This is a genomic window from Streptomyces luteolifulvus (assembly GCF_008806595.1).
Classification (GTDB): Bacteria; Actinomycetota; Actinomycetes; order Streptomycetales; family Streptomycetaceae; genus Streptomyces; species Streptomyces luteolifulvus.
Genome location: NZ_VZRB01000013.1, coordinates 141306 through 162626 on the forward strand (window position 1 = coordinate 141306; position 21321 = coordinate 162626).

Genomic DNA, 21321 nt, shown 5'->3' on the forward strand with positions numbered 1-21321 from the left:
GATGGCCATGCCGCTGCGTCAGTCCATCAAGGTCGCTACGTACTTGGCTGAACAAAAGCTCCGCAAGCGAGACAAGTTTCCGCTGATCGTCGAGCTGGAACCCCTCTTCGCATGCAACCTGAAGTGCGAGGGTTGCGGCAAGATCCAGCACCCGGCCGGAGTACTGAAGCAGCGCATGCCGGTGGCGCAGGCCGTGGGAGCGGTGCTCGAATCGGGTGCGCCGATGGTGTCCATCGCGGGCGGCGAGCCCCTGATGCACCCTCAGATCGACGAGATCGCACGGCAGTTGGTGGCGAAGAAGAAATACGTCTTCCTGTGCACCAACGCCATGCTGCTGCGCAAGAAGATGGACAGGTTCAAGCCCTCTCCCTACTTCGCCTTCGCCGTGCACATCGACGGGCTGCGGGAGCGGCACGACGAGTCGGTTGCCAAGGAGGGCGTGTTCGACGAGGCCGTGGAGGCCATCAAGGAGGCCAAGCGGCGTGGCTTCCGGGTGACCACCAACTCGACCTTCTTCAATACGGACACCCCGCAGACCATCATCGAGGTGCTCAACTTCCTCAACGACGACCTCAAGGTCGACGAGATGATGATCTCGCCCGCCTACGCCTACGAGAAGGCGCCCGACCAGGAGCACTTCCTCGGCGTGGAGCAGACCCGGGAGCTGTTCAAGAAGGCCTTCGCGGGCGGCAACCGGCGCCGCTGGAGGCTCAACCACTCCCCGCTGTTCCTCGACTTCCTGGAGGGCAAGGTCGACTTCCCCTGCACGGCGTGGGCGATCCCGAACTACTCGCTCTTCGGCTGGCAGCGGCCCTGCTACCTGATGAGCGACGGCTATGTGCCGACGTACCGCGAACTGATCGAGGAGACCGACTGGGACAAGTACGGCCGCGGCAAGGATCCGCGCTGCGCCAACTGCATGGCGCACTGCGGCTACGAGCCCACCGCCGTCCTCGCCACCATGGGGTCCCTCAAGGAGTCCCTGCGCGCGATGCGCGAGACGGTCTCCGGAAACCGGGAGTGACGTCATGACCGCCGTCTCCCTGGGCGTCCCCGAGCCACCGGTCCGGCCGATCGCCGAGCGGCGCGTGTCGCGGCAGATCCACGTCGGTCCGGTGGCGGTGGGCGGCGGGGCTCCGGTGTCGGTGCAGTCGATGACGACCACCCGTACGTCCGACGTCGGCGCCACCCTCCAGCAGATCGCGGAGCTCACCGCGTCCGGCTGCCAGATCGTGCGCGTCGCCTGCCCCACGCAGGACGACGCGGACGCCCTCGCCACCATCGCCCGCAAGTCGCAGATCCCGGTGATCGCCGACATCCACTTCCAGCCGAAGTACGTGTTCGCGGCGATCGAGGCCGGCTGCGCGGCCGTACGCGTCAATCCCGGCAACATCAAGCAGTTCGACGACAAGGTGAAGGAGATCGCGCGGGCCGCCGGGGACCATGGCACGCCGATCCGTATCGGGGTCAACGCGGGCTCGCTGGACCGGCGCCTGCTCGAGAAGTACGGCAGGGCCACCCCCGAGGCGCTCGTGGAGTCGGCGCTGTGGGAGGCGTCGCTGTTCGAGGAGCACGGCTTCCGGGACATCAAGATCTCGGTGAAGCACAACGATCCCGTGGTGATGGTCGACGCCTACCGGCTGCTGGCCGAGCGATGCGACTACCCGCTGCACCTGGGTGTCACGGAGGCGGGCCCGGCCTTCCAGGGGACCATCAAGTCGGCCGTCGCCTTCGGGGCGCTCCTTTCACGGGGGATCGGGGACACCATCCGGGTGTCGTTGAGCGCACCGCCCGCCGAGGAGGTCAAGGTCGGCATCCAGATCCTGGAGTCGCTCGGCCTGAGGCAGCGCCGGCTGGAGATCGTGTCGTGTCCGTCCTGCGGGCGCGCCCAGGTCGACGTCTACAAGCTGGCCGACGAGGTCACGGCGGGCCTGGAGGGCATGGAGGTTCCGTTGCGCGTCGCGGTGATGGGGTGTGTGGTCAACGGCCCCGGCGAGGCGCGGGAGGCGGACCTCGGGGTCGCCTCCGGCAACGGCAAGGGGCAGATCTTCGTCAAGGGCCAGGTCATCAAGACCGTACCCGAGTCGAAGATCGTGGAGACCCTCATCGAGGAGGCGATGAAGATCGCCGAACAGATGGAACAGGACGGCGTCGCCTCGGGGGAGCCGGCCGTCACCGTGAGTTGATCAGCACGGACCTGGAGGGGGCCCGACGTGACGATTCTGGAGAAGATCCGGGGACCACGCGACCTGAAGGCGCTGTCGGAGGCGGAACTGGGTGAACTGTCCGAAGAGATCAGGGAGTTCCTGGTGCACGCGGTCGCCAGGACCGGCGGACACCTCGGGCCCAATCTGGGCGTGGTGGAACTCTCGCTCGCGCTCCACCGGGTCTTCGAGTCACCGGTCGACCGCATCCTGTGGGACACCGGCCACCAGAGCTATGTGCACAAGCTGCTGACCGGCCGGCAGGACTTCTCCAAGCTGCGCGGCAAGGGTGGCCTGTCCGGCTACCCCTCGCGCGAGGAGTCCGAGCACGACGTCATCGAGAACAGCCACGCCTCCACCGCGCTCGGCTGGGCCGACGGACTCGCCAAGGCCCGTCAGGTGCAGGCGGAGAAGGGGCACGTCGTCGCGGTGATCGGCGACGGGGCGCTGACCGGCGGCATGGCCTGGGAGGCGCTGAACAACATCGCGGCCGCCAAGAACCGGCCGCTGATCATCGTCGTCAACGACAACGAGAGGTCGTACGCCCCGACCATCGGCGGACTCGCGAACCATCTGGCCACCCTGCGGACCACCGACAGCTACGAGAAGGTGCTCGCCTGGGGCAAGGACGTGCTGCTGCGCACGCCCGTCGTCGGCACCACGATCTACGAGTCGCTGCACGGCGCGAAGAAGGGGTTCAAGGACGCGTTCGCGCCGCAGGGCATGTTCGAGGACCTGGGCCTGAAGTACGTGGGCCCCATCGACGGGCACGACGTAGGGGCCGTGGAGTCCGCGCTCCGGCGCGCGAAACGCTTCCACGGGCCGGTCCTCGTCCACTGTCTGACGGAGAAGGGCCGCGGCTACGAACCCGCTCTCGCCCACGAGGAGGACCACTTCCACACCGTCGGTGTGATGGACCCGCTCACCTGCGCGCCCCTCGCACCCTCGGGCGGTCCGTCCTGGACCTCGGTCTTCGGCGACGAGATCGTCCGCATCGGGGAGGAGCGGGAGGACGTCGTGGCGATCACGGCGGCCATGCTGCACCCGGTGGGGCTGGGCAAGTTCGCCGAGCGGTTCCCGGACCGGGTGTGGGACGTCGGCATCGCCGAGCAGCATGCGGCCGTCTCCGCGGCCGGCCTCGCCACCGGCGGACTGCACCCCGTCGTCGCCGTGTACGCCACCTTCCTCAACCGTGCCTTCGACCAGCTCCTGATGGACGTGGCACTGCACCGCTGCGGGGTCACCTTCGTCCTCGACCGCGCCGGTGTCACCGGCGTGGACGGGCCCTCCCACAACGGTATGTGGGACATGTCGATCCTCCAGGTCGTACCGGGTCTGAGGATCGCCGCACCGCGCGACGCCGACCAGCTGCGGGCGCAGCTGCGGGAGGCCGTCGCCGTAGACGACGCGCCGACGCTGGTGCGCTTCCCGAAGGAGTCGGTGGGGCCGTCGGTGCCGGCGGTGGACCGTGTCGGCGCAATGGACGTCCTGCACCGCGGGCCCGGCCCGTCCGAGGTGCTGCTCGTCGCCGTCGGCGTGATGGCACCGGTGTGCCTCCAGGCCGCCGAGCTGCTCGAGGCCCGCGGTATCGGCTGCACGGTCGTCGACCCCCGCTGGGTCAAGCCCGTCGACCCGGCGCTCCCGGGCCTCGCCGCCGGACACCGTCTCGTCGCCGTCGTCGAGGACAACAGCCGCGCCTCCGGGGTCGGCGCCGCGGTGGCGCTGGCGCTGGGCGATGCCGAAGTCGACGTCCCCGTACGGCGGTTCGGCATCCCGGAGCAGTTCCTCGCGCACGCCAAGCGCGGGGAGGTACTGGCCGACATCGGGCTCACGCCCGTCGAGGTGGCCGGCCGTATCAGCGCGAGCCTTGCCGTCAAGGAGCAGGCCGAGGGCAGTCACGACGGTCCGGCCGCCGTGCCAGTCAAGGAGAAAGCCGAATGACCAAGGAGTTCGACCTCGGTGCCCTGCTGGCCGAGCGCGGAGCCGAGCGCTACGAGCTGCACAGCAGGTATCTCAACCACCAGCTCCCGCGCATGCTGCACACCATCGGCTTCGACAAGGTCTACGAGCGGGCCGAGGGCGCGTACTTCTGGGACGCGGACGGCGAGGACTACCTGGACATGCTCGCCGGGTTCGGGGTGATGGGCCTCGGCCGTCACCATCCCGTCGTCCGCAAGGCGCTGCACGACGTCCTCGACGCGCAGCTCGCCGACCTCACCCGCTTCGACTGCCAGCCGCTGCCCGGGCTGCTGGCGGAGAAGCTGCTCGCGCACAGCCCGCACCTGGACCGGGTGTTCTTCGGCAACAGCGGCACCGAGGCGGTCGAGACCGCGCTGAAGTTCGCCCGGTACGCCACCGGCAAGCCGCGCGTCCTGTACTGCGACCACGCCTTCCACGGGCTGACGACCGGGTCGCTGTCGGTCAACGGCGAGGACGGCTTCCGGGACGGCTTCGCCCCGCTGCTGCCCGACACGGCCGTCCCGCTCGGTGATCTCGACGCCCTGGCCCGGGAGCTGAAGAAGGGCGACGTCGCCGCCCTGATCGTCGAACCCGTGCAGGGCAAGGGTGTGCACGAGGCCCCGCCCGGATATCTGCGTGCCGCCCAGGACCTGCTGCACCGGCACAAGGCGCTCCTCATCGCCGACGAGGTGCAGACGGGCCTCGGCCGGACGGGCGACTTCTACGCCTACCAGCACGAGGAGGGCGTCGAGCCGGACCTGGTGTGCGTCGCCAAGGCGCTGTCCGGCGGCTATGTGCCGGTGGGCGCCACCCTCGGCAAGGACTGGATCTTCAAGAAGGTCTATTCGTCGATGGACCGGGTGCTGGTCCATTCGGCCAGCTTCGGGTCCAACGCGCAGGCCATGGCGGCGGGCCTGGCCGTGCTGTCCGTCATCGAGGACGAGCAGATCGTCGCGAACGCCCGCGCCACGGGTGAGCAGCTCAGGTGCCGGCTCGCGGCGCTGACCGACAAGTACGAGCTGCTCGCCGACGTCCGCGGCCGTGGCCTGATGATCGGCATCGAGTTCGGCAGACCCGCTTCGCTGAAGCTGCGCAGCCGCTGGACCATGCTGCAGGCCGCCCGCAAGGGACTCTTCGCCCAGATGGTGGTGGTCCCGCTGCTCCAGCGGCACCGGATCCTCACCCAGGTCTCCGGCGACCACCTGGAGGTGATCAAGCTGATCCCTCCGCTGATCATCGGCGAACGGGAGGTGGACCGGTTCGTGGAGGCGTTCACCGCCGTGATGGACGACGCGCACAGCGGGGGCGGGCTGATGTGGGACTTCGGCAAGACGCTGGTGAAGCAGGCGGTCGCGAACCGTTGATTCCTGGGTTTTGCCTGAGAGGCAACAAATTTGCCCAAGGGGCAAAGCTTCGGCTGAATGGAGAGCATGAGCTCCCCGGAAGCCGAGAACGAGCCGTCGACCGGGCCGGTCACCGACCTGCCCGCCGTCGCACCGCAGCTCAGGTCGCTGCGTCGGCGGGCCTCCCTCACCCTGGAGGCCGCGGCCCGCGCGGCCGGACTGTCGCCCGCCCACCTCTCCCGCCTGGAGACGGGGCAGCGGCAGCCCTCCCTGCCGATGCTGCTGGCTCTCGCGCGCATCTACGGTACGACGGTCTCGGAGCTGCTCGGAGAGACGGTCGCCGACCGGGACGCCGTCGTGCGCGCCGCCGACATGGAGCCGACCGCGGCGGCCGGCTGGACCTACTGGCAGGCCGGTGCGCCCGGCCGCGGAATGCAGGCCCTGCGCGTCCACGTCCCGTACGGCTCCCAGGGCGACATCGTGCGGGTGCACCCCGGCGAGGAATGGCTGTACGTCACACAGGGGCGGCTGCGGCTGCGCCTCGGGGACACCACGCACCGGCTCGGCCCGGGCGACAGCGCGCACTTCGACTCGCTGACCCCGCACCGCATCGCCGCCCTGGACCCGGACGGGGTCGAGCTCCTGTTCGTCCACACCCTGCTGCAGAGCCCCACGGCCACGCTGTGCCTGGGCCCCGTCACCGGAGAGATGCCATGAGCGACAGAAACATGGAGGAGAAGTTCCCCCGCGCCCTGTGGATACGGCTGATCATCTACATCGCGGTCGGGCACGTCTTCGCCGCGTTCGTCTACCTGCTGTTCGAGGTCGGCGCGAAGCAGTGAAGCAGTAGGGAGCAATGGGGACCCGGGCGGTCACATGGGGACCCAGGAGGTCAGTCGAGCAGCCGCTCCCGCAGCCGCTCACGCATCTTCGGGGTGACCCTCAGCCCCTTCTCCAGGTAGGCGTCCACGGCGCCCCAGGTCTCCTCGATGGTCTCCAGGGCCGCCGTGAGGTACTCGGCGCGCGCGTCGAACAGGGGGCTGAGCAGCTCCATGACCTCGGGGGAGTAGGCCGCCGCGGACTTGCTGCTGCGGTGCACCTTGTAGCGGCGGTGCGTGGCGTTGGACTCCAGGTAGTCGGCGAGGATCGCCTCGCGCTCCACGCCCAGGGCGAGCAGCGTCACCGCGACGGACAGTCCCGCGCGGTCCTTGCCCGCCGCGCAGTGCATCAGCGCGGGGACACTGTCCTCTGCGAGCGAGTGCAGCACCTCGGAGTGCTCGGCGGTGCGTTCCTTGATGATCCTGCGGTAGGAGGTGATCATCCGGTTCGCCGCCTTGCCGTCCGCGAGGATCCCGCGCAGCTGCTCGATCTCGCCGTCGCGGACCATCTTCCAGAACTCGGCGCCGTCCGCGGGGTCGGACAGCGGCAGATTCACATTGCGCACGCCCGGCAGCTCGACGTCCGGGCCCTCAAGCTTCTGGTCGGCCGCGTTGCGGAAGTCGAAGATCGTGTGCAGGCCCAGGGAGCCGAGGAACGCGGCGTCCTCCTGAGTCGCATGGGCGAGGTGGCCGCTGCGGAACAGGACTCCGTGCCGCACCCGCCGGCCGTCCACGGTCGGCAGTCCGCCGACGTCACGGAAGTTGCGCACACCGGCGAGCTCGGGCTCGGTCGACGGGATCTGCTGCGTCACGAGGGCTCCTCCCCATCCGGCCCGTCGACGTGGCTCATCGACGGACACGCTCTCGACGATACGACATGGATTCCTGAGGCAATGATGTGTCCACAGGCGTTGTCCCGCCCGCCGGCGTCCGCTGATGATGTTGGTCCTTGAGTGCACCTGTTCGGACCTGTGAGGCATGGCGCTGGAGATCGCCGAAAACGGCCGTACGTGGCTTCTGTCCGGGCCGCACAGCGCCCCACTGCCGGATGCGCGACGACGTCAATTTAAATAGCTCCGCCGCATCTGAGCCTTCTGTCCGAATTGGCGCCTTCATTCCAACTCCTTCTGGAATAGGGGGTCCTGGGCAGTGGTGCGTGAGGAGCGTCATATTCGTGACCGTGCGTCGTCCGTCATGTTCACGTAATTCAGGTGCTTTTCATGGACTTTGAGGAGAGCGACGGCCTTCTAATTCACTGAGGGTGACCGTAAATTCCCGTAAGGGATCAAGAGAAACGCATTCGTGCGGAACCGGTCGGTTGTCCCTTTGTGCCGTGCTCGCTTACGTTCGCCACCGATCCGGACGGACGCCCAATCCTGCCGCCGCCCGGAGCAAGCACACACTCACCCGTGCACGGCAGGAGCGGGGGACCCACAGGTACAACGCCTGTTCCGGTCTCCGGAACGGCTAGGGGTAAAGCCGCGTTTCGGCGCGGCCGGACATCTCCAGTCCGCACCCGACAGCTCACCTCGCAGGCGCCGGAGAGGAATTCGCCATGCCCGCGAAGGGTAAGCATCGCCGTCCCAAGTCCCGTCGTTTCACCCGCTCGATCGCCGTCGCCGGAACCAGCGGCGCCGCGCTCGCCCTCCCGCTCCTGGGAGCCACCGGAGCCCACGCCGCCCCCTCCCAGTCCATTTCCCAGAATGCTTCGGAAAAGGCCGTGCAGTTCGCTCCGGCCGCGACGAAGGCGACCGGGAAGAAGGCCGCCACGCAGAAGGTGGATGTGCGGCTCTATTCGGTGCGCGCGGGCGATTACCTCTCGAAGATCGCCAAGGAGCAGCATGTCAGCGGTGGCTGGCAGAGGCTCTACCAGGACAACCGTGATCTCGTCGGTGACAACCCGTCGCTGATCCACCCCGGCCTGAAGCTCAGCATCAACAAGAAGGCCGTGACGAGCGTCCCGAAGGCCAAGTCGCCGTCCTCCGCGAAGTCTTCCGCCGCGAAGTCGTCCTCGGCCGCGCAGGCCCCGGCGAAGAAACCGGCGGCCGTCACCCGGGCCGCTCAGCCGGCCGCCGCCTCGAGCGGTTACAGCGCCCCGCTGAGCGGTGCCACCGTCGGCACCGCCTACCGCGTGGCGGGCAGCATGTGGTCCAGCGGCTACCACACCGGCGCCGACTTCGTCGTCCCGACCGGCACCTCGCTCAAGGCCGTGGCCGCGGGCACGGTCGTCTCCGCGGGCTGGGGCGGTGCTTACGGCAACCAGGTCGTCATCAAGCTCAACGACGGCTACTACGCCCAGTACGGCCACCTGTCCTCGCTCTCCGTCTCGGCGGGCCAGACCGTCACCGCGGGCCAGCAGATCGGCCTCTCCGGGGCGACCGGCAATGTCACCGGACCCCACCTGCACTTCGAGATCCGGACCACGCCGAACTACGGCTCGGACGTGGACCCGGTCGCCTACCTCCGCTCGCACGGCGTCGCCATCGGCTGACGACCGGCGCGCCACACTTCACCTGCCTGACACGCCGCCGATGGCCGGACCCCGATCCCCGGGTCCGGCCATCGGTGTGTCTGATGTGTCGGTGTGTCGGGGTGTCGGTGTGTCCCGGGTATCCCCGCGTATTCCCGGGTTGGCGAACCCTTTAGGAGTGGCTTATCTCACCGCTCGTCAACCCCTTCCTACGATCGCGTAGGTCACATCCGAAGGTGAATCATGGACCGATGTGGCAGACGATTCGAAGAGTGACAGCAGATCAGTGATCGGGTCGTACGTGGCGGTGGGGGACAGCTTCACCGAGGGCGTCGGCGACCCCGGCCCCGACGGGGCGTTCGTCGGCTGGGCCGACCGGTTCGCGGTACTTCTCGCCGACCGGCGGCCCGAGGGCGACTTCAGGTACGCGAACCTCGCGGTACGCGGCAAACTGCTCGACCAGATCGTGGAGGACCAGCTTCCGCAGGCCGTCCAACTGGCCCCGGACCTGGTGTCGTTCTGTGCCGGCGGCAATGACATCATCCGGCCCGGCACCGACCCCGACGAGGTCGCCGAGCGTTTCGAGAGGGCGCTCGCCCGGCTCGCCGAGGTCTGCGGCACCGTCATGGTGACGACCGGCTTCGACACCCGCGGCGTACCCGTGCTGAAGCATCTGCGCGGCAAGATTGCCACCTACAACGGTCATGTGCGGGCCATCGCCGACCGGTACGGCTGCCCGGTGCTCGACCTGTGGTCCCTCAAGACCGTCCAGGACCGCCGTGCCTGGGACGACGACCGGCTCCACCTGTCGCCCGAGGGCCACACCCGCGTGGCGCTGCGCGCGGGCCAGGTCCTCGGCCTGGACGTCCCGGCCGACCCGGACCAGCCCTGGCCCCCGCTCCCGCCCCGGGGCACCCTCGACGTCCGGCGCGACGACGTCCACTGGGCACGCGAGTACCTGGTCCCGTGGATCGGCCGCCGACTGCGCGGGGAGTCCTCGGGCGACCATGTGACGGCCAAGGGCGCACTGTCGCCGGACGACATCAAGATGCGGATCGCGTCGGTGGCGTGAGGACGGTACGAGCAGCGGCAGGCGGGCGGGTGTGTTACGGCGGCGGCGTACGCCCGGCCGGGCACTCCGTCGCTCGCGGGGTCGCGAGGCGCGCCGCGCGCTGGAGGGGTTTGTGCGGTTGGCGCGCCGTGGTTTGACGGTGCTTTGTGGTCGGTGTCGTTCTGCGCCGGCGCTCGGCGTGGAACGTCCGGCCGGGCAACTCCGCTGTCCGCGGGGTCGCGAAGCGCGCCGCGCGCCGGAGGCGTTTGTCCAGCCGGAGCCTTGCCTCGACGGGTCCCTGCGAACGGTGCCGGCTTCGTTGGCGCCTGGCGTGCCCGGGCCCGTCGCAGGGCCGCGATTTGTGTGGGGCGGCCCGGCTCCCCAGGCCGTGGCTGCGCGCGACGGAGAACGAGAGCGCGAGCTGTCGATCCCGAGCGGCGGTCGGCGCGGCTCGTGATTACGCCGTCGTCAACGCCTCACGGGCCAGGCCCAGTTCGCGGGCCAGGGCCTCGTCCACCCATTCCAGGGCCCGTGCGCGGGACACCGCGCCCGCGTAGGTGGTCATCTGTACGGCGAGACCGTCGAGCAGGGCGGTCAGGCGCAGGGCCGTGCCCGTCGGGTCGGGGCACTGGAACTCGCCCGCGGCCACCCCTTCCGTGACGACCTCGGTCAGGGCCGCCTTCCACTGCCGGTCGAGGTCACGGGTGACCTCCCGCAGCGCGGGCTCGCGCAGCGCCGCCGCCCAGCCCTCGATCCACAGCCGCCAGCCCTTGGCCTGGCCGGTCGGGGCGTACCACCGCACGGCCGACCGCAGCCGGCGCAGCGCCGTGGTGCGCCGGCCGAGGAGCTTGCGCAGCCGTGTGAGATCGCCCGCGGCCGCGTGGGTGAACGCGGCGGCGACCAGCTTCTCCTTGGTCGAGAAGTGATAGAGCACCAGCGCGTTGCTCACGCCGAGCGCCGAGGCGACGTCGGCGATCCGGACCGCCGACACACCTCGCGCCTCGATCTGCTCGACGGCGGCCCGCAGCAGTTCCTCCCGCCGCTCCGCCACGCTCAACCGCACTCTCGTCACGGCGTCACCCTACACAGCCCCTCCCGGCTGTGACGTGCGCGGACGACCGTATCCCGGCCGGCGAAGGGGCGGGGTGTGCGGTGGCGGGCGCACCATCACCGGTACCAGCCGAAACGCTCCGCGATCACCGGCAGCCGGTCCGCGACGAGGGCGTGCGCCGCGGCCCGCGGTGTCGTCCCGTCGGCCGCCGCGCGCTCCAGCATCCGGCCGACCAGCGTGCGCATGGCGCGGCGGGTGTGCGCGAACGCCTCGTCCGCGTCCGCGCCGATGTCGCCGAACAGCGTCCACCACCACCAGGCGTTGGTCCCGGAGTTGACGACCACGTCCGGCAGCACGACGACCCCGCGCGCAGCGAGCAGCTCCTCCGCCCGTGGCAGTACGGGCATATTGGCCGCCTCGACGATCCAACGAGCCGTGATCCGTTCCTGGTCGGCCGTGTCGATCGCGTACGAGACCGCCGCCGGCACCAGGACCTCCGCGTCGGCGGACAGCCATGCGTCGACCGGCAGCTCACGGTCCTCGGGGCGCAGCGCGGCCCGGTCCACGGTGCCGTGCACATCCCGCGCGGCGAGCAGTGCCTCGACGTCGAGGCCCGCCGGGTTGGCGATCGTGCCCTTGATGTCGGCGACGGCCACGACCGTGAGCCCCGCCCGTGCGAGGAAGCGCGCCGTGGCCCCGCCCATGGTGCCGAGCCCCTGCACCGCGACCCGCGCGCCCGCATACGGCACACCGTCCCGGTCCAGGGCCGCGAGCGCCGACTCGGCGACCCCGCAGCCGCCGACCAGCTCGTCCAGCCCGATGCCGTCCACCTCGACCGCGAACGCGTCCGCGAGCCGCCGCCGGGCGGCCGTCTCGTCGTCGAGCAGGGGATAGACGGCCTGGACGGACGAGACGAGCCCCGCCTCGGCGGCCGCCCGGTCCACGAGGTCCTGGGCGAGGCCGAGGTCCTCGCCCGTGGTCCAGCAGCTCTCGATGTACGGCCGCATGGCGCGCAGATAACGCACCAGGATTCCGTACGCCTGCGGGTCCCGGGGATCGCAGTCGATGCCGCCCTTGGCGCCGCCGAGGGGGATGTAGCGGCCCTCGGGGTTGTAGTGCAGCGCCTCCTTCATGGTCATTCCGCGGGCGAGGCCGGCGACCTCGTCCAGGGTGCAGCCCCCGCGCATGCGCAGCCCGCCGCTGCAGACGCCGCGCACCAGCCGGTCGACGACCAGGAAGCCCTGGCGACCGGTGAGGTGGTCGGTCCAGGTCAGCGACATCACGGGGGCGGTCATGCGGTCTCCTCGGGGAGGGTGATCAGAGCCGGTTACTGAATCGCGGGTCAGTATCCGGAGTGGTGTCATGGCCTGTCAACGCGGTGAGTGGATCATCAGCGGGGCCTTGCCGGACCGGACGTGATCGGTCCGGCCCCGTCCTGTCGGAGGGGCTGCCCATAATGGAATGTCTCACCGACTCCATCTGGAGGTACCGTGGCCGGCTTCCGTTCCCTCAGCTCCGGGCTCCGCACGCCGAGGCCCGCGGCGTTCGGCGCGGACCCCAGCGGTGAGCGCATGGCGCGCATCCGCAGATCGCCGCACTTCAAGGACGGGGTCTTCCAGAATCCCGGCGGGCCGACGAGCATACGGCCCTCCGGCTCGGCGTCGGCCTTCGTGAAGGACTTCCTCGACAAGGAGGCCCGGTCCCGCCGCGCGCCCAGCGGCACCGTCCCCGTGCACGCCACGACGCTCGCCGACATCGCGCGGCAGCCCGCCGGCGGACTGCGGCTGACCTGGATGGGCCACTCCAGCGTCCTCGCGGAGATCGACGGACAGCGGGTGCTGTTCGACCCCGTCTGGGGCGAGCGCTGTTCCCCGTTCCCGTTCGCGGGACCCCGGCGGCTGCATCCGGTGCCCCTGCCGCTCGCCGCGCTCGGCCCGGTCGACGTCGTCGTCATCTCGCACGACCACTACGACCACCTCGACATGCCCACGCTCAAGGCGTTGGCCGGCACGGACACCATGTTCGCCGTGCCGCTCGGCGTCGGCGCCCATCTCGAGTACTGGGGTGTGTCGGCCGACCGGCTGCTCGAACTGGACTGGCACGAGGAGACGAAGGTCGGCGGGCTCACCCTGACCGCCACCCCGGCCCGACACTTCTGCGGCCGCGGGCTGCGCAACACCCAGCACACGCTCTGGGCCTCCTGGGTGGTCGCCGGTGCCGAGCATCGCGTCTACCACAGCGGCGACACCGGGTACTTCGAGGGCTTCCAGGACATCGGTGCGGCGCACGGCCCGTTCGACGCCACGATGATCCAGATCGGTGCCTACTCGGACTACTGGCCCAAGGACCGCGCGGACCCCACGCCCCTGCCGGGCGCGTGGCCGGACATCCACATGTCACCCGCCCAAGGGGTCCGGGCGCACCTCGACCTGCAGGGCGGCCGGCCGCACGGGGTGCTGCTGCCGATCCACTGGGGCACCTTCAATCTGGCGCTGCACGCCTGGGCCGAGCCCGGCGAGTGGACCAGGGATGCCGCCGAGGAGGTCGGGCAGGCAGCCGCGTTCCCCCGTCCCGGCGAGCCCTTCGAGCCCGCCGGAGCCCTCCCCTCCGATCCGTGGTGGCGTGCCGTGTCGGGACCCATCGCCCGTCCCTGGCGCCGCCCGGCAGCCACTCCGTCGTCCCCCGAGGACCTGGCCGCATCTACGTAGTGGATCACGTGGATTCACGGATGCCGCCCGGGTGCGCGTTACGGCAGGGTCGTGCGTGATGTCGGCTTCCGCGGTGCGTGTGCGCCGCGAAACCCGGCAGAGCACAGGGGGGCGACCGGGCCGTGAGGCGTGTGATCAGTGACCGCCGGCGGGAGGCCGTCAGCCTGGGGCCGGGCATCCGTGCGCACCACATCCTGTGGCCTCCGTCCTTCGGGGGCGCACCACTCGGCGCCCGTGTCTGTGCGAACGCGCTGGCCGCGCTGGTGTTCCTCACCGCGCTCGTGCAGACCTACCTGTGCTTCTACTGGCAGGACGACGGGCAGGTCGACGACTCCCGCTATGAGGACCTCTGGTTCTCGGCGCTGATGATGGCGGTGCCGATCCTGCTGATGCGCCGGAGGCTGGCCCATGCCCTGGGCGACCGGCGCGGGGTGTGGCCCGGGCTGGTGGCCGCCGCGGCCTGGATCTCGTCGGTGCTCGTGACCTCGCTGGTGCTGATGGCGGTCGGACTCACGGGCCACGAAACGTACTGCAGCGCCGGAAGCATCCCTCCCGAGCACCCGCTCTCGGATTCCGTGCTGCCCACCGCCGTCCTGGGGGCGCTGGCCGCGGGGTCGGCGGTTTCGTGGACCGTGTGGGTGGTCTCGCGTCGCCGGGTGCGGCCCGCCAGTCTGTACCGGGTGTGGCTCACCACGATCACCGTGACCGTGGTGGTGTCCCTCGCACCGTGGCTGCGGGCGGCCGAGACCTGCCGCACCGGAGCCTGACTGCCGGCCGTCATGTCTCCCGCAGCGGGGCGTACACCTGGGGCCTCAGACCGAACGTCCAGGCCACTCCCTCCCTTGCCTCCCGTGTCGTCGGCGGCACCCGGAGCCAGTACGTACGCTGTGTACCGTCCGGCTCCGGTGTGGAGTTGAGGACCTCCACCATCACGACCGGCTCGTCCCCGACGAGATCGATGCGCCAGAGCGTTCCGGTCTCGTCCCGGTGGACCGGCCGGGCCCCGGAGTCGGCGAGGTAGCGGTCGTAGCCGTAGTACTCGAGCATGACGCGCCGCAACTCGGCGTTCTCCTCGGCGCGGAGGCGCTCGGGTGTCAGCGTGCGCAGCTCGGCCAGGAAGCCGGCCGGCACCGGCATGCCACGCCAGGCGTACAGGGCGAAACCGTCGGGGTAGGCCAGCGCCGGACCGTCTCCGCGGTCGAGCCTGCCCGCCTCGTCGCGGTGCAGGGCGACCGGGCGTTCGCACACCACCGCGGCCCTTTCGAACGGCCACCACCAGCCCGCGCTGCGGCAGACCTGGGCCAGCCCGTCGAGCGGGGCCCGGTCCGTGTCGAGTGCGGCGAGCCACGGCGCGTCGTGCTGTCCGAGCACGGCGTCCAGCAGGATCAGCCGGATCTCCGTCCCCGCGCGCCGGTCGCCGTCCGCGAGCTCCTCGAGTACGCCCTGCTGGATCCGGTCGACCAGTGCCCGCGTCGTGTCCCACAGGCGCCCGCCGGTCGCGGTCCAGCGTGCGGACCAGCCCGCCGCGCCCAACTCCTCGTGCACACGCTGTCGTTCGGCGGCCCAGGGAGCGCTGCGGACCTGTTCGCGCATGCTCGGGCCCAGGTCCGACGAGCCTTGTATCAGCGTCACCGCCTCACGCGGGGAGCCGGCCCACACCACGCGCTCCGGCTGCGCCAGCCCGGCCCGCCGGTACGCCAGCCGGACCCCGGCCTCCGCCGCCCCCCGGTCCGCCGGTACGGCCGCGGCCGCACACGCACGCCACAGCCGGACCTCGTCCGCCACCATCGTCTCGCTCACCGGGTTCCCGCCCTTCCCTCTGTCTCTCGCCTCAGTCCGCCACGATCCGCACCGACCCCGGCACGTACTCCCGCTGCCGGATCACGCGGAACCACCCCTTGGGCAGCGCTATCGCCGCGTGCTCCTCGTGCACGACGCGCCCGCCCTGCGGCAGATGCAGCAGCAGCGGACCGAACGGCCCCGGTTCCCGCACCAGTTCGCCCGGACCGACCACCGCATGGGCGTGCCCGGTCACCTCGCCCAGCGCGAGCACCAACCGCCCCCGTGCGTCACGCGGTTCCCTCGGCGCGTGCGCCACATGTGCGGGCACGGCCTCCTCCGCCACGGACACGATCAGTACGTCCCCCTGCCGGTACATGGCTCTCCCTCCCGCCCGGTGCACAGTGCCCCGGCGTCGAGATCGACACTACGAGCCGCCACTGACAACGGCCTCGGACGCCGCCCCGCCGCGGCCCGTTGTCAGTCCCTGTTGGTAGAACTGCTGCACGCGCCGCACAGCGCACGCACACCTCATCCGTTGCACGTCAGGAGCAACTCGCATGACCATCGGCGACCACCTGCATGAGCTGTACGGCCTCCCCGCCTTCACCTTCCCCGGGCCCGACGCCAAGACGGAGCTGCCCGAGGCCGGCGCCGTCGCCTGGCGCATCACCAGCGATGTGTACGACGCCGACGAGGAGTGGGAGGCGGCCTTCGCCCGCTTCTGCTCCGCGGTGGACACGACGGGGGTGCGCGCGCTGATCGTCGGCGCCTGGCAGGAGGCGTACGACACCGACGCGTCCTCCGTCATCGAGGCCCTGCTGGCCGCCCGTGACCGGCTGCCCGCCCTGCGGTCGCTGTTCCTCGGCGACATCGTGATGGAGGAGTGCGAAATCTCCTGGATCAACCAGACGGATGTCTCCGGGCTGCTCGAAGGCTTCCCCGCGCTGGAGGAGTTCGGTGTGCGCGGCGGATCGGGCCTGGGTTTCACGGCCGTGAGCCACAAGAGCCTGCGCAAGCTGGAGGTGGAGACCGGAGGCATGCCCGCCGAGGTGGTACGCGGTGTCGCCGCCAGTGAACTGCCCGCCCTCGAGCATCTGGACCTGTGGCTGGGCACCCCCGACTACGGCGGCGACAGCGAGGCCGCCGACCTGGAGCCGATCCTGTCCGGCACCCGTCTGCCGAGCCTCAGGCATCTGGCCCTGCGCAACAGCGAGATGCAGGACGAGGTCGCCGCGGCCGTCGCGTCCGCCCCGGTGGTCGCCCGCCTGGAGGTCCTCGACCTGTCGATGGGCGTCCTGAGCGACGAGGGCGCCGCCGCGCTGCTCGCCGGGCAGCCGCTCACCCATCTGAAGACGCTCGACCTGCACCACAACTACCTGAGCGAGCCGCTCAAGGAGCGCATACGGGACACCCTCGAACCCGCCGGTGTCGTGGTGGACCTGGACCGCGACGACGCGGACGAGGACGAGGACGACGACGGCACGGTCTACCGGTACGTCGCCGTGGGGGAGTGAGCGCACGCCCATGGGCTGCTACCCGACACACCTGACCCACCTCCACGGTCTGCCCGTTCACGTCTTTCCCGTGGTCGAGGAGGAGGGCCACACCCCGCTGCCCGCCCCCGGGTCGGTCGCATGGAAGCTCACCACCGAGGGGGAGTTCCCCTTCGACTCCCTGTGGCGGCGCTTCCTCGATCAGGTGCGCACCGACCAGGTCACGGCACTGGTCCTCGGCGCCTGGTGGGACGAGTGGGACGAGAACGGCATCGACCCCGTCCTGGAGCTGCTCACCGCCGCGGCACCCCGCTTCCCGCGGCTGCGCGCCGTGTTCCTCGGGGACGTGGTGTCGGAGGAGTCGGAGATCTCCTGGATCATGCAGGGCGAGGTCACCCGCGTCCTGCGCGCCTGGCCAGGGCTGCGGGAGCTGGGCGTGCGCGGAGCCGACGGCCTGGTGATCGAACCCCTGCGCCACGACGGGCTGCACACCCTGCGCATCGAGTCGGGCGGCCTGCCCCCGGACCCGGTCCGCGCGCTGGCGGCCTGCGACTTCAAGGCGCTGCGCCACCTGGACCTGTGGCTGGGCACCACCCGGTACGGCGGCGACTGCACGCGCGAGGACATCGCCCCGCTCCTGACCACTCCGGCCGGCTGCCCCGAGCTGCGTCACCTGGGCCTGCGCAACAGCGACATCCAGGACGACATCGCCGCCGCCCTGGCCGGTGCTCCCGTCGTCGCGGGTCTGGAGTCCCTCGATCTGAGCATGGGCGTGCTGAGCGACGACGGTGGCGCGGCACTGCTCGCGGGCCGGCCGCTGACCCATCTCCGGTCGCTGGACCTGCGGCACCACTTCATGGGCGACGAACTGGTCGAGCGCTTCCGCGAGACGCTGGAGCCGCACGGGGTGAGCCTCGCCCTCACCCCGGCCCGCCGCCGCTCGCATCTGAGGGACGGCCCGGAGGCGCGGTATGTCGCCGTCGGCGAGTGACACCCGGCCGCGGTTCGCGGTGGTCGGCAACCCCGAGAACCGCCGGGTCACGCTGTTCGCCGAGGCGGTGCGCGCGGCCGGCCTGCCCGGCCCGCGCATCGTGTCCTGGCAGGAGATACTGCGCGACGGCGGAGCCGACTTCGCGGCCGAGGAGACGGTCCGGATCGACTCTCCCGGCGAGAACCCGGAGGTCGACCTGCTTCTGCGCGGCACCCCGGACCCCACCCGGGTCGAGGGCTCGGCCCGCTGGTACACGCACTTCATGGCGGCCCTGCGCAGCCTGCGCGGCGGCATCCGGCTCGACGACCCGCACGAGGTGGCGGTCCTGTTCGACAAGCGCCGCTGCCACGCGGTCCTGACCGCTGCGGGTGTCCCGGTCCCGGCCTCGCCCACCTCGGGCCCGCGGGCCGCGGCGGTCCGTGGCTGGGACGACGTACGGACCCTGATGCGCGAGCACAGGATGCCGAGGCTCTTCGTCAAGCCCGCGCACGGCTCGTCGGCGTCCGGGGTCCTCGCCGTCGAGTCGGCGGGTGCCGGCCGGATCAGGGCCACGACCTCCGTCGAACTCGTCCCGGACGGCAGGCTGTTCAACTCCCTCAAGGTGCGCCGCTACGAACGGGAGCAGGACATCGCGGCCATCGTGGACGCGCTGGCCCCCGACGGCCTGCACCTGGAGCGCTGGCTGCCCAAGGCCTCCCAGCGGGGCCGCGCCGCCGATCTCAGGGTCGTCGTCGTGGACGGCCGCGCCACCCATGCGGTGGTCCGCACCAGTTCCTCGCCGCTGACGAACCTCCACCTCGGCGGCAGCCGGGGCGACCTCGACGAGGCCCGGCAGGCCCTCGAGGCCGCGGGCGCCCGCTGGAGCGATGTCCTCGCCGTCTGCGAACAGGCCGCCGCCTGCTTCCCGCGCACCCTGTGCGTGGGCGTCGACCTGCTGCCGGCCGTCGGCTGGCGCAGGGCCGCCGTCGGCGAGGTCAACGCCTTCGGCGACCTGCTGCCCCGGCTGACCGGACTTCCCGGCAGCCAAGCGGAGGGCCTCGACACCTACGCGGCCCAGGTGGCCGCTGTCCTGCGCCGTTCTTTGCCCGCCGGACAGGCCGCCTCGCACCACCCGCACAGAACAGGAACCAGCCATGTCAGCGCCTGAACCGACCCGCCCGGAGCCGGGCCCCGGTCTGCTCCCGCCCCCCTCCGGCACTCCGGACATGAACGAGATCGTCGGCAGCCACGACATCCTGCTGGTCACCCTCGACACCCTGCGCCATGACGTCGCCGCCGACCTGGCCGCGACCGGCCGCATCCCCCACCTCGCCCGCCATCTGCCCGCCGGCCGCTGGGAGGAGCGGCACGCCCCGGGCAGCTTCACCTACGCCTCCCACCAGGCGATCTTCGCCGGCTTCCTGCCCACCCCCGCCGCTCCCGGCCGCCACCCCCGCCTGTTCGCGGCCGACTTCGCGGGCAGCGAGACAACGGCGGACCGCACCTTCGTCTACGACACCCCGGACCTGGTCTCCGGCCTGGCGAAGGCCGGCTACCGCACCGTGTGCATCGGGGGAGTCGGCTTCTTCAACAAGCGGGGTCCGCTCGGCTCGGTGCTGCCGGGGCTCTTCCAGGAGTCCCACTGGGAGCCGGAGTTCGGAGTGACGTCACGGACGTCGTTCGCGTCACAGGTGACCCGCGCGGAGGAGGTGATCGGCCGACTGCCCCAGGAGCAGCGCCTGTTCCTCTTCGTCAATGTGTCCGCCCTGCACCAGCCCAACTGGTTCCACCTCCCGGGCGCCACCCAAGAGGCCGGGGACTCCCGCGAGACGCACGCCGCCGCCCTGGAGTACGTGGACCGGCACATCGGCCGTCTGTTCGCCGCCGCGAGCAGCAGACGCCCCTGCTTCGCGATCGTCTGCTCCGACCACGGCACGGCGTACGGCGACGACGGCTACACCGGTCACCGCATCGGCCACGAATCCGTGTGGACGGTGCCCTACGCCCACTTCCTCCTCGACACCACGCCCGCCACCGCCGAGGCCGCCCGATGACGACCGTGACGAGCCCCGACCGCGTGGCCCCGTACCAGAGTTACGTCTACGCCTACCCCCACAAGACCGCGTACCGGAAGCTCGACGACCGCCCGCCGCTCAGCACCCTGTGGGCGGCCGAGCCCAAGGACGCCCTCTCCCTCTACCTCCACATTCCGTTCTGCGAGATCCGCTGCGGGTTCTGCAACCTGTTCACCCGTATCGGCGCCCCGGACGGCCTCACCACGGCCTACCTCGACGCTCTGGACCGCCAGGCCACCGCCGTGAGGGCGGCGCTGGGGGAGGAGGCACCGGTGCGGTTCGCCACCGCCGCCTTCGGCGGCGGCACCCCCACCTTCCTCACGGCCGCCGAACTGGAACGGCTCTGCGACATCGCCGAACACCGCATGGGCGCCGACCTCCGGGCCGTGCCCCTCTCCGTGGAGGCCTCGCCCGCCACGGCCACCGCCGACCGGCTGACGGTCCTGGCCGAACGCGGCACCACCCGCCTCAGCCTCGGTGTGCAGAGCTTCGACGACACCGAGGCCCGGGCCGCCGTACGCCCGCAGCGCCGCGCCGACGTGGAGGCGGCACTCGGCCGCGTCCGCGACGCCCGGATACCGGTGCTCAACATCGACCTGATCTACGGCATCGACGGCCAGACCGAGGAGACCTGGCTGCGCTCCCTGGCCGCGGCCCTCGCCTGGCGCCCCGAGGAGCTCTACCTCTACCCCCTCTACATCCGCCCCCTGACCGGCCTCGGCCGCCGGGCCGACGGGCCGGACCAGGCCTGGGACGAACAGCGCCTGCGCCTCTACCGCACGGGCCGCGACCACCTCCTCGCGCACGGCTACGAGCAGCAGTCCATGCGTATGTTCCGGCGCGCCGACGCACCGCCGCAGGGCGCGGACGACTACGCCTGCCAGACGGACGGCATGATCGGCCTGGGCTGCGGGGCCCGTTCCTACACCGCGCGGCTGCACTACTCCTTCGACTACGCCGTCGGGATGCACCAGATCCGCTCGATCATCGACGACTACGTCTCCCGCCCCGCCACGGACTTCGCCCACGCCGAACACGGCCGCCCCATGAACCCAGACGAGGCCCGCCGCCGTCATCTGCTGCAGTCGCTGCTCCAGGCCGAAGGGCTCCAAGTCGCCGACTACCGGGCGCGGTTCGGCGGCCGCACCCCCGCGGACGACTTCGCCGCCGAACTGGAGCGGTTCGCCGACCGCGGCTGGCTGGAATCCGGCGACCCGCACGCCGCCGTCCTCCGCCTGACCCCGGAGGGGCTCGCCCACTCCGACGCCATCGGCCCGGAGCTGTTCTCCCCGGCCGTACGGGCCGCGATGGCCGCCTACGAGAGGAAGTGAGCCCGC

The 21321-nt window shown here is 71.1% G+C and carries 20 protein-coding genes and 1 riboswitch; of the genes, 15 read left to right on the plus strand and 5 right to left on the minus strand.

Annotation, left to right across the window (positions count from 1 at the left end):
* The first annotated feature begins 1 nt into the window (after position 1).
* The 6 genes from hpnH to F7R91_RS20440 all read left to right on the plus strand — a co-directional run bounded on the left by hpnH (position 2) and on the right by F7R91_RS20440 (position 6348).
* Complete coding sequence (hpnH, locus tag F7R91_RS20415; RefSeq protein WP_150950510.1) at positions 2-1024, plus strand: adenosyl-hopene transferase HpnH; 1023 nt, start codon at positions 2-4, stop codon at positions 1022-1024.
* A gap of 4 nt (positions 1025-1028) precedes the next feature.
* Entirely contained in the window at positions 1029-2186 is a 1158-nt protein-coding gene (ispG, locus tag F7R91_RS20420) for a flavodoxin-dependent (E)-4-hydroxy-3-methylbut-2-enyl-diphosphate synthase (RefSeq protein WP_150950511.1), read from the plus strand.
* A 27-nt stretch (positions 2187-2213) separates the two neighbouring features.
* Positions 2214-4145 carry a 1-deoxy-D-xylulose-5-phosphate synthase gene (gene dxs, locus F7R91_RS20425; protein WP_150950512.1) on the plus strand — a complete coding sequence of 644 codons (1932 nt, stop codon included), beginning with the start codon at positions 2214-2216 and terminating at the stop codon, positions 4143-4145.
* Complete coding sequence (locus tag F7R91_RS20430) at positions 4142-5527, plus strand: aspartate aminotransferase family protein (protein ID WP_150950513.1); 1386 nt, start codon at positions 4142-4144, stop codon at positions 5525-5527. Before dxs ends, F7R91_RS20430 begins: the two co-directional genes overlap by 4 nt.
* 66 nt (positions 5528-5593) lie before the next feature.
* On the plus strand, positions 5594-6223 hold the full coding sequence (locus F7R91_RS20435) for a helix-turn-helix domain-containing protein (RefSeq protein ID WP_150950514.1): 630 nt from the start codon (positions 5594-5596) through the stop codon (positions 6221-6223).
* Positions 6220-6348, plus strand: coding sequence for a DUF6126 family protein (locus F7R91_RS20440; protein WP_150950515.1), 129 nt, complete (start codon positions 6220-6222; stop codon positions 6346-6348). The genes F7R91_RS20435 and F7R91_RS20440 overlap by 4 nt, the downstream gene beginning before the upstream one ends.
* 50 nt (positions 6349-6398) lie before the next feature.
* Here F7R91_RS20440 and F7R91_RS20445 read toward each other — a convergent pair whose 3' ends face one another.
* Positions 6399-7196 (minus strand): tyrosine-protein phosphatase, encoded by a 798-nt coding sequence (locus F7R91_RS20445; RefSeq protein WP_150950516.1) that lies wholly within the window; start codon positions 7194-7196, stop codon positions 6399-6401.
* 582 nt (positions 7197-7778) lie between these two features.
* A riboswitch (cyclic di-AMP (ydaO/yuaA leader) is annotated at positions 7779-7937 on the plus strand.
* A gap of 2 nt (positions 7938-7939) precedes the next feature.
* Between F7R91_RS20445 and F7R91_RS20450 the strand changes: the two genes are divergently transcribed.
* On the plus strand, positions 7940-8875 hold the full coding sequence (locus tag F7R91_RS20450; protein ID WP_150950517.1) for a M23 family metallopeptidase: 936 nt from the start codon (positions 7940-7942) through the stop codon (positions 8873-8875).
* Between the two features lie 265 nt (positions 8876-9140).
* Positions 9141-9926, plus strand: a complete 786-nt coding sequence (locus tag F7R91_RS20455; RefSeq protein WP_150950561.1) for an SGNH/GDSL hydrolase family protein — start codon at positions 9141-9143, stop codon at positions 9924-9926.
* Between the two features lie 436 nt (positions 9927-10362).
* Here F7R91_RS20455 and F7R91_RS20460 read toward each other — a convergent pair whose 3' ends face one another.
* Together F7R91_RS20460 and F7R91_RS20465 are read right to left on the minus strand one after the other, a co-directional pair.
* Complete coding sequence (locus F7R91_RS20460; RefSeq protein ID WP_191971562.1) at positions 10363-10977, minus strand: TetR/AcrR family transcriptional regulator; 615 nt, start codon at positions 10975-10977, stop codon at positions 10363-10365.
* 95 nt (positions 10978-11072) lie between these two features.
* Positions 11073-12251 (minus strand): Glu/Leu/Phe/Val dehydrogenase dimerization domain-containing protein, encoded by a 1179-nt coding sequence (locus tag F7R91_RS20465; protein ID WP_150950518.1) that lies wholly within the window; start codon positions 12249-12251, stop codon positions 11073-11075.
* Between the two features lie 195 nt (positions 12252-12446).
* Here F7R91_RS20465 and F7R91_RS20470 point away from each other — a divergent pair, with 195 nt between their 5' ends.
* The gene (locus tag F7R91_RS20470; protein ID WP_150950519.1) at positions 12447-13664 is read left to right on the plus strand and encodes an MBL fold metallo-hydrolase; all 1218 of its coding nucleotides are present in this window, start codon (positions 12447-12449) and stop codon (positions 13662-13664) included.
* Positions 13665-13795: 131 nt separating this feature from the next.
* Positions 13796-14431, plus strand: a complete 636-nt coding sequence (locus F7R91_RS20475) for a hypothetical protein (protein ID WP_150950520.1) — start codon at positions 13796-13798, stop codon at positions 14429-14431.
* Between the two features lie 10 nt (positions 14432-14441).
* Here the strand turns inward: F7R91_RS20475 and F7R91_RS20480 are convergent, their stop codons facing one another.
* Both F7R91_RS20480 and F7R91_RS20485 read right to left on the minus strand, forming a co-directional pair.
* Positions 14442-15452, minus strand: coding sequence for a DUF6745 domain-containing protein (locus tag F7R91_RS20480; RefSeq protein ID WP_150950563.1), 1011 nt, complete (start codon positions 15450-15452; stop codon positions 14442-14444).
* Positions 15453-15495: 43 nt separating this feature from the next.
* Positions 15496-15822: a hypothetical protein gene (locus F7R91_RS20485; RefSeq protein ID WP_150950521.1), complete on the minus strand. Its 327-nt coding sequence runs from the start codon at positions 15820-15822 to the stop codon at positions 15496-15498.
* A 181-nt stretch (positions 15823-16003) separates the two neighbouring features.
* Here F7R91_RS20485 and F7R91_RS20490 point away from each other — a divergent pair, with 181 nt between their 5' ends.
* Genes F7R91_RS20490 through F7R91_RS20510 form a run of 5 tightly spaced genes read left to right on the plus strand, consistent with a single transcriptional unit; the run spans position 16004 to position 21315 of the window.
* Positions 16004-16960: an STM4015 family protein gene (locus F7R91_RS20490; RefSeq protein WP_150950522.1), complete on the plus strand. Its 957-nt coding sequence runs from the start codon at positions 16004-16006 to the stop codon at positions 16958-16960.
* 10 nt (positions 16961-16970) lie between these two features.
* Positions 16971-17930 carry an STM4015 family protein gene (locus F7R91_RS42085; protein ID WP_191971563.1) on the plus strand — a complete coding sequence of 320 codons (960 nt, stop codon included), beginning with the start codon at positions 16971-16973 and terminating at the stop codon, positions 17928-17930.
* Positions 17911-19077, plus strand: a complete 1167-nt coding sequence (locus tag F7R91_RS20500; RefSeq protein WP_150950523.1) for an STM4014 family protein — start codon at positions 17911-17913, stop codon at positions 19075-19077. Before F7R91_RS42085 ends, F7R91_RS20500 begins: the two co-directional genes overlap by 20 nt.
* Positions 19078-19135: 58 nt before the next feature.
* A complete protein-coding gene (locus F7R91_RS20505) occupies positions 19136-19963 on the plus strand; it encodes an STM4013/SEN3800 family hydrolase (protein WP_150950564.1) in 828 nt (275 codons plus the stop codon).
* Positions 19960-21315, plus strand: coding sequence for an STM4012 family radical SAM protein (locus F7R91_RS20510; protein ID WP_191971564.1), 1356 nt, complete (start codon positions 19960-19962; stop codon positions 21313-21315). Before F7R91_RS20505 ends, F7R91_RS20510 begins: the two co-directional genes overlap by 4 nt.
* The last annotated feature ends 6 nt before the right edge of the window (positions 21316-21321 follow it).

What these genes read in the sequence shown, in the direction of transcription:
- hpnH (WP_150950510.1), top strand. Translation starts at nt 2, where the DNA reads ATGGCCATGCCGCTGCGTCAGTCCATCAAGGTCGCTACGTACTTGGCT.
- ispG (WP_150950511.1), top strand. Translation starts at nt 1,029, where the DNA reads ATGACCGCCGTCTCCCTGGGCGTCCCCGAGCCACCGGTCCGGCCGATC.
- F7R91_RS20430 (WP_150950513.1), top strand. Translation starts at nt 4,142, where the DNA reads ATGACCAAGGAGTTCGACCTCGGTGCCCTGCTGGCCGAGCGCGGAGCC.
- F7R91_RS20435 (WP_150950514.1), top strand. Translation starts at nt 5,594, where the DNA reads ATGAGCTCCCCGGAAGCCGAGAACGAGCCGTCGACCGGGCCGGTCACC.
- F7R91_RS20440 (WP_150950515.1), top strand. Translation starts at nt 6,220, where the DNA reads ATGAGCGACAGAAACATGGAGGAGAAGTTCCCCCGCGCCCTGTGGATA.
- F7R91_RS20450 (WP_150950517.1), top strand. Translation starts at nt 7,940, where the DNA reads ATGCCCGCGAAGGGTAAGCATCGCCGTCCCAAGTCCCGTCGTTTCACC.
- F7R91_RS20465 (WP_150950518.1), bottom strand. Translation starts at nt 12,251, where the DNA reads ATGACCGCCCCCGTGATGTCGCTGACCTGGACCGACCACCTCACCGGT.
- F7R91_RS20480 (WP_150950563.1), bottom strand. Translation starts at nt 15,452, where the DNA reads ATGGTGGCGGACGAGGTCCGGCTGTGGCGTGCGTGTGCGGCCGCGGCC.
- F7R91_RS20485 (WP_150950521.1), bottom strand. Translation starts at nt 15,822, where the DNA reads ATGTACCGGCAGGGGGACGTACTGATCGTGTCCGTGGCGGAGGAGGCC.
- F7R91_RS20490 (WP_150950522.1), top strand. Translation starts at nt 16,004, where the DNA reads ATGACCATCGGCGACCACCTGCATGAGCTGTACGGCCTCCCCGCCTTC.
- F7R91_RS42085 (WP_191971563.1), top strand. Translation starts at nt 16,971, where the DNA reads ATGGGCTGCTACCCGACACACCTGACCCACCTCCACGGTCTGCCCGTT.
- F7R91_RS20500 (WP_150950523.1), top strand. Translation starts at nt 17,911, where the DNA reads ATGTCGCCGTCGGCGAGTGACACCCGGCCGCGGTTCGCGGTGGTCGGC.
- F7R91_RS20505 (WP_150950564.1), top strand. Translation starts at nt 19,136, where the DNA reads ATGAACGAGATCGTCGGCAGCCACGACATCCTGCTGGTCACCCTCGAC.
- F7R91_RS20510 (WP_191971564.1), top strand. Translation starts at nt 19,960, where the DNA reads ATGACGACCGTGACGAGCCCCGACCGCGTGGCCCCGTACCAGAGTTAC.